We start from the raw sequence: 7,200 nt of genomic DNA, 5'->3' as shown, positions 1-7,200 counted from the left end.
ATGGCGGTGAGGGAGGGATTCGAACCCTCGATGCGGCTACAAACCGCATACTCCCTTAGCAGGGGAGCGCCTTCAGCCTCTCGGCCACCTCACCGTACTACTTCCTTTCAGGAAATAATGGCGCGCTCGGGAGGATTCGAACCTCCGACCGCCTGGTTCGTAGCCAGGTACTCTATCCAGCTGAGCTACGAGCGCGCAATGCTTTGTTTCAAAGCGTCGCAAGAAATGGCGGTGAGGGAGGGATTCGAACCCTCGATGCGGCTACAAACCGCATACTCCCTTAGCAGGGGAGCGCCTTCAGCCTCTCGGCCACCTCACCATCTTGCGGAGGCACATATTACGATTTACCAAAAATATGTCAAACACTTTCTTGGCAAAAACAGCAAAAAACCGCTTAACCGTTGGCTATTTAATCAAAGCGATTGGAAATCATCCTTTTGCTGTTAATTTATGAAAAAAGGCCAGCATTTGAGCTGACCTAATTTGCTGTTTTAGTAGTTGCCGGAACCGACATTACCGTTGCCTTTCTCCGCTTGAATTCGCATGTAAATTTCTTCGCGGTGAACGGAGACTTCTTTTGGAGCATTGACACCAATACGTACCTGGTTACCTTTAACGCCCAGTACCGTTACCGTTACTTCATCACCGATCATAAGTGTTTCGCCAACACGGCGAGTCAAAATTAGCATTCTGTGCTCCTTGAGTATTCTCTACTTTGTCTGGCTACTTGGTTATTATCCAACAAAAGTAATAATTTCGTAAACTGCATATTTAGCTGAGTTTAACCTAAATATGCCTGAACCTGCTGGTAATCAAGTGCTTCGTGAGCGGTTATAAAGGCATCATGAATAACATTGGCTGCCCGATCAAGATCTTCTTGAGACAACACCAACATCAGCGACTGCTTACTAACATGGTAATGATCCACATTGATATCGTACCCGGTTAGCAACTCATATGAGCGTTCAACCAATCCTTCGGCTTGTAAACCCACCACGGTAAGTAAACTTACCACATCACTATTACGAATTTTGTCACCAAACACCAGATCCAATTTTGCACATGCATCCTGTTTTACAATAATGCCGGCCCAATCTGTCTGTTCGATCACATTCCAAATCACCACTCCCAACATTTGACACTGTTTCTGCAAGCTGGATAAATGGTCACTCTGTACTTTAATCAAGCACATATCGCGCTGAAGTGCCAATCCGCACACCGCTTTCTGGCACACTTCACCGGTGACCAGGCTACCCTGGTTGTTGTCAAACGTCGACAATACCCGCAATGGAACATTGTGCTGCCAGGCGTGCTGTACCGAAGGTAAGTGGAGCACTTTGGCTCCTTTGCGCGCCATTTCCTCCATCGACGGGAAATCGATGCTATCCAGTTTTTGCGCGCGTTCCACAACTCGTGGATCACAGGTATAGATGCCGTCAACATCGGTATAGATCTGACATTCATCGGCCTGCATTGCACCGGCTAGCACCACGGCACTGGTGTCTGAACCACCTCGGCCTAAGGTAGTAATGTCCCCATTCTTATTGACACCCTGAAATCCTGCAACGATAACGATGTGATCCTGATTCAGCAGTTCTTCGATCGTTGTGGTATCAATATGTTTAATCGTCGCGTCATTGTGCTGATTATCAGTCACAATGTGCGCCTGACCACCGGTCAGCGAGCGGGCTGCATAACCCATTTTGTTCAGTGTCATCGCCAGAAGCGCCATTGACACCTGCTCACCAGCAGAGAGCAAAACATCAAGTTCTCGAGCCGTCGGTACACTGTCTACCTGCTTGGCCAGTTCCATCAGACGGTTGGTTTCACCCGCCATGGCTGACACTACGACTACTACTTGATGGCCATCATTTTTCGCTTTAATGATGTGTTCGGCCACAATGTGGATTGTGTCTATAGAACCCATTGAGGTTCCGCCGAACTTTTGCACGATAAGGGACTTTTTCACCAGTCATCACCTTCCCAAGACCAAAGTCTCATTCGGCCGCACTGCATCGATTTATTTATTCACAGTACGGTAGTTAGAACAAAAACCAAGCCGCTCAACCGGCCGTTTAAAACCTAGCCAATTAAACCACTTGGTTACCATAGAAAAATTACGCTCAATCAAATCTTGGTTTGATCGAGCGCTTAAACTGTGTGTTACAGGCGCTCTGCCAGCCACTCATCGACCGACTGCAGTGCGTTAGGCAATGCAGCCGCATCGGTACCACCGGCCTGAGCCATATCCGGGCGACCACCACCTTTACCGCCAACTTGTTGCGCTACCATATTGACCAGCTCACCAGCTTTAACTTTACCGGTCAGATCTTTGGTAACCCCGGCAATCAAACCGACTTTGTCGCCAGACACATTACCCAGCATAATGACACCGCTACCAAGCTGATTTTTCAGCTCATCCACCATACCACGCAGTGCTTTGTTGTCCGCACCATCCAGTTGGGCCACCAACACGTTGACTCCTGCGATGTCTTTCACTTGACTGGTCAGGCTTGCACTGGCCTGCGAAGCCAGTTTTTCTTTCAGCTGTTGGATCTCTTTTTCCAGCCCTTTGGCTTTAGATGCCGCTTCTGCCAGCTTAACCTGGAAACCTTGCTGCTGGTTTTCAATTGCGTCCAGCGCCGCTTCTCCGGTGACAGCTTCGATACGGCGGATACCTGCCGCGATGCCGCCTTCAGACAAGATCTTGAACAGGCCAATATCACCGGTGTTGGATGCATGGATACCACCACACAGTTCGGTCGAGAAATCACCCATAGTCAGCACACGCACCTGGTCGTCATATTTTTCACCAAACAGTGCCATAGCGCCTTTCTGCTTGGCTGACTCAATGTCCATCACGTTGGTTTCCACCGTGTGGTTGCGACGGATCTGTGCATTCACCAAACGTTCAACCTGCTTCAGCTCTTCCGCAGTTACCGCTTCCAGGTGAGAGAAGTCAAAACGCAGACCTTCGGCTTTCACCAATGAGCCTTTCTGAGTGACGTGTTCGCCAAGGATCTGACGCAGTGCCGCGTGTAATAGGTGAGTGGCTGAGTGGTTAAGGGAAATCGCTGCGCGTCGCTCTGCATTCACCTGAGCGTCGGCTTGGTCACCTTGGGCCAAAACACCTTCAACCAACTTGCCGTGGTGGGCGATCGCATTGCCCAGTTTCTGGGTATCTTCTACCCGGAACAGTCCGGATTCAGTTTTGATCACACCGGCGTCACCACATTGACCGCCCGACTCGGCGTAGAATGGTGTCTGGTCCAGGATCAGGATCGCTTGTTCACCGGCAGACAGTGTTTCCACTTCTTCGCCATCAACAAATATTGCCGCAACGGCGCTCGAACCTTCAGTGCCGGTATAACCACAGAATTCTGTCTCAGCATCGGTTTTGATCGCTGCGTTGTAATCGGTGCCAAACTGGCCCGCTTCACGTGCGCGCTGACGCTGCTGATCCATCGCCTGTTCAAAGCCAGCTTCATCAATGCTTAGGCCACGTTCACGAGCCACGTCATTGGTCAGATCCGCAGGGAAACCATAAGTATCGTAAAGTTTAAACACGGTTTCGCCGTCCAGTACTTTACCTTCCAGGCTATCCAGAGCTTCATTCAGGATCGTCATACCACGGTCAAGAGTGCGTCCGAAGTTCTCTTCCTCAATGCGCAGTACTTTTTCTACTACTGCCTGCTGCTTTTTCAGCTCTTCGCCGGCAGAACCCATCACCTCGGCCAGCACGCCAACCAGTTTATGGAAGAAGGCACCTTGCGCCCCGAGCTTATTACCATGACGAACGGCACGGCGAATAATACGGCGCAGTACGTAACCGCGACCTTCGTTAGACGGCATCACGCCATCAACGATCAGGAAAGCACATGAACGGATGTGGTCTGCCACTACGCGCAGGGATTGATTGGACAGATCGTCATGACCGGTCACTTCTGCTGCGGCTTTGATCAGGGTCTGAAATACATCGATTTCGTAGTTAGAGTGAACGCCCTGCATGATGGCTGAGATACGCTCGATGCCCATACCGGTATCCACAGATGGTTTCGGTAGTGGTTCCATCGTGCCGTCAGCATGGCGGTTAAACTGCATGAAGACGTTGTTCCAGATTTCAATGAAGCGATCGCCATCTTCTTCTGGTGTACCAGGTCGGCCACCCCAGATGTGCTCACCGTGATCGTAAAAGATCTCGGTACATGGACCACATGGCCCGGTGTCACCCATCTGCCAGAAGTTATCCGATTCGTAAGGTTTACCGCCTTTTTTGTCGCCAATTCGCACGATGCGATCTGCCGGTACGCCGACCGTCTTATTCCAGATCTCAAACGCTTCATCGTCGGTTTCGTACACGGTCACCAACAGGCGTTCTGCCGGCAACTTAAGGACTTCGGTCAGGAATTCCCATGCAAATTTAATCGCATCGTCTTTGAAGTAGTCACCGAAGCTGAAGTTACCCAGCATTTCAAAGAAAGTATGGTGACGAGCAGTAAAGCCAACATTTTCCAGGTCGTTATGTTTGCCGCCTGCACGTACACAGCGCTGAGCCGTAGTCGCCCGCGTATAGGCACGCTTTTCCAGACCCAGGAAGCAATCTTTAAATTGGTTCATCCCTGCGTTGGTAAACAGCAGGGTAGGATCGTCGTGCGGGACTAACGAGGAACTATCTACGATTTGGTGTCCTTTGCTTTCAAAGAACTTGAGGAAGGCATTACGGACCTCATCTGTGCTCATGTACATGCAGCTTTTCCTGAAAATTGTCGAGTGAGAATTTTGCCGTATTGTAGATCATGGTTAAGGCTTCGACTAGCTTTCTTACAGAAAAGAACCGTTAACGGGTAGTTGAGGGGCTAAATCAGTAAATTATCCTATATCCGGACGGTCAACCGGCCGGAAGACTCTCCAGTGCATAACGGATCTGATCAAAGCCAAAACCGCGATATTGTAGAAAACGAACGCGTTTGGCGTATTCTTTATCGTCTTTGCCGCCCTGACAGCGATATTTCTTTTCAGCGACTTGCCTGGCCAGTTCAAACCAATCCTGTTGCTGCTCCTGCAGCGCCTGTTCGATGTCCTGCTCTGCGACTCGTCGCTGTTGCAACTCCTGACGGATGCGGCGTTCGCCGTGTCCCTTAGCAATATGTTGCCGGACCTGACTCTTGGCATAACGCAGATCTTCCAGATAGCGGTGAGCCAGACAAAACTCGATTGCCTGCTCGATCTCCTGCTCGGGATATCCTCGCTGCGCCAGTTTCTGACTCAGCTCATACTGGCCGTGATCGCGGCGGCTGAGCAGATGAATCGCAGCCTGTTTTGCTGATAGCTGATACGGTGTCGAGGCCAATTCGCACTCCTTTAACAGTGAAACAGATACAGAAAAGCCCTGCTAGGCAGGGCTTTATGATGTAACCAGTGAAGATTTACAGCTCTTCTTGCTGCTCTGGAACTTGCTCGCCTTGTGTCTCATCGAGCGAGGCTGGCGTCAGCAGCATCTCACGCAGTTTCGCGTCAATGGTTTTGGCCGCGTCCAGGTTTTCACGTAGGAACTTGCAAGCGTTCGCTTTGCCCTGACCAATTTTCTCACCATTGTAGCTGTACCAGGCACCGGCTTTTTCCACCAGCTTATGTTTCACACCCAGGTCGATCAGTTCACCTTCACGGTTGAAACCCTGACCGTACAGGATCTGTGTTTCTGCCTGCTTGAACGGCGCAGCGATTTTGTTCTTCACAACTTTGATGCGGGTTTCGTTACCCACCACTTCGTCGCCTTCTTTAATAGAACCGGTACGGCGAATATCCAGGCGCACTGACGCGTAGAATTTCAGTGCGTTACCACCAGTGGTGGTTTCCGGGTTACCGAACATCACGCCGATCTTCATCCGAATCTGGTTGATGAAGATACACATACAGTTGGATTGTTTCAGGTTACCGGTCAGCTTACGCATCGCCTGTGACAGCATACGGGCTTGTAAGCCCATGTGGCTGTCGCCCATTTCACCTTCAATCTCAGCTTTTGGCGTCAGGGCGGCAACTGAGTCCACGACCATTACGTCGATAGCGCCAGAGCGCGCCAACGCGTCACAGATTTCCAGCGCCTGTTCACCGGTATCTGGCTGGGAAACCAGCAGAGCATCGATATCAACACCCAGCTTCTTGGCATAGATAGGATCCAGAGCGTGCTCAGCATCGATAAAGGCACAGGTTTTACCTTCACGTTGCGCCGCGGCGATCAGCTCAAGAGTCAGGGTGGTTTTACCCGATGATTCCGGACCGTAAACTTCAACGATACGTCCCATTGGCAGGCCGCCTGCACCCAGTGCAATGTCGAGAGAGAGTGAACCGGTGGAGATGGTTTCTACATCCATAGTCCGGTTGTCACCCAGGCGCATGATTGAGCCTTTACCGAATTGCTTTTCAATCTGACCTAGCGCAGCGGCGAGCGCCTTCTGTTTGTTCTCGTCCATCACTTTCTCCGGTTCATTCACCCTGGCAGGATGAATGGTCAATTAACTTCTTATTTCGCTGTAAATCTGTTGTTGGTCAGACAATAGTATTGAGAAATTTTCTGACCTTCATTGCTGGCTAATTATACTGTTGATTCATACAGTGTCCATAGCTGGCACCATTTTTTTTGCTCTAGAGACAGATTAACGAGCTAAATTGGCAGGCAAAACACTGAGGAAGCTGGGTTACGACAGGTCACGCAAATGTGCGCAAATCACCTGTAACGCATGGTTGACCGCTTGCGTCCTGACCTGACCGCGATCGCCGTCAAAATGGCAGGTTTGTACGTGTTGCCAGCCGCTGCTATCGGCCCAGGCGAAACAGACCGTGCCAACTGGTTTTTCTTCACTGCCGCCGGTCGGACCGGCAATACCACTGACCGCTACCGCGATGGTCGCCAGTGAATGATCCAGGGCACCCTGTACCATCTCCACCGCCACCGCTTCACTGACGGCGCCATATTGGGCCAGGGTCTTTTCGCTCACCGACAGCATATCTAACTTGGCCTGATTGCTATAGGTAATAAAGGCGCGGTCAAACCAGGCCGAACTGCCTGCGGTATCGGTGACCGTGGCGGCAATTGCCCCACCCGTACAGGATTCGGCGCTGGCCAGTACCTGGCGGTGTTGTTCCAGTAAGCTGCCTACCTGTTGCGATAACTGAGACTGAACTTCCATCTTGGTTCCTGTT

6 protein-coding genes and 3 tRNA genes are annotated in these 7,200 nt (G+C 50.8%); all 9 read right to left on the bottom strand.

The genetic code is table 11. The features are described 5' to 3' along the window. Position 1: 1 nt before the first annotated feature. A tRNA-Ser gene (locus ACQY6F_RS05890) sits at positions 2-94 on the bottom strand. 24 nt (positions 95-118) lie between these two features. Continuing rightward, a tRNA-Arg gene (locus ACQY6F_RS05885) sits at positions 119-195 on the bottom strand. Positions 196-226: 31 nt separating this feature from the next. After that, a tRNA-Ser gene (locus tag ACQY6F_RS05880) sits at positions 227-319 on the bottom strand. Positions 320-491: 172 nt separating this feature from the next. Then, positions 492-689: a carbon storage regulator CsrA gene (gene csrA / locus ACQY6F_RS05875; protein WP_428772904.1), complete on the bottom strand. Its 198-nt coding sequence runs from the start codon at positions 687-689 to the stop codon at positions 492-494. Between the two features lie 92 nt (positions 690-781). Further along, a complete protein-coding gene (locus tag ACQY6F_RS05870; RefSeq protein WP_428772903.1) occupies positions 782-1,969 on the bottom strand; it encodes an aspartate kinase in 1,188 nt (395 codons plus the stop codon). 194 nt (positions 1,970-2,163) lie between these two features. Beyond that, positions 2,164-4,746 (bottom strand): alanine--tRNA ligase, encoded by a 2,583-nt coding sequence (gene alaS / locus ACQY6F_RS05865; RefSeq protein WP_428772901.1) that lies wholly within the window; start codon positions 4,744-4,746, stop codon positions 2,164-2,166. A 142-nt stretch (positions 4,747-4,888) separates the two neighbouring features. Next, a complete protein-coding gene (recX, locus tag ACQY6F_RS05860; protein WP_428772899.1) occupies positions 4,889-5,350 on the bottom strand; it encodes a recombination regulator RecX in 462 nt (153 codons plus the stop codon). Positions 5,351-5,426: 76 nt separating this feature from the next. After that, positions 5,427-6,470, bottom strand: a complete 1,044-nt coding sequence (gene recA, locus ACQY6F_RS05855) for a recombinase RecA (protein ID WP_428772907.1) — start codon at positions 6,468-6,470, stop codon at positions 5,427-5,429. A 225-nt stretch (positions 6,471-6,695) separates the two neighbouring features. Further along, positions 6,696-7,187, bottom strand: a complete 492-nt coding sequence (locus ACQY6F_RS05850) for a CinA family protein (protein ID WP_428772897.1) — start codon at positions 7,185-7,187, stop codon at positions 6,696-6,698. Positions 7,188-7,200 lie beyond the last annotated feature (13 nt).

This window comes from Vibrio sp. (genome assembly GCF_050299255.1).
In the GTDB taxonomy this organism is placed as follows: Bacteria; Pseudomonadota; Gammaproteobacteria; order Enterobacterales; family Vibrionaceae; genus Vibrio.
This window is presented reverse-complemented; position numbering and strand designations above follow the sequence as displayed.

Coding starts and splice junctions, on each gene's coding strand:
- alaS (WP_428772901.1), bottom strand. CDS start 4,746: ATGTACATGAGCACAGATGAGGTCCGTAATGCCTTCCTCAAGTTCTTT.
- csrA (WP_428772904.1), bottom strand. CDS start 689: ATGCTAATTTTGACTCGCCGTGTTGGCGAAACACTTATGATCGGTGAT.
- recA (WP_428772907.1), bottom strand. CDS start 6,470: ATGGACGAGAACAAACAGAAGGCGCTCGCCGCTGCGCTAGGTCAGATT.
- ACQY6F_RS05850 (WP_428772897.1), bottom strand. CDS start 7,187: ATGGAAGTTCAGTCTCAGTTATCGCAACAGGTAGGCAGCTTACTGGAA.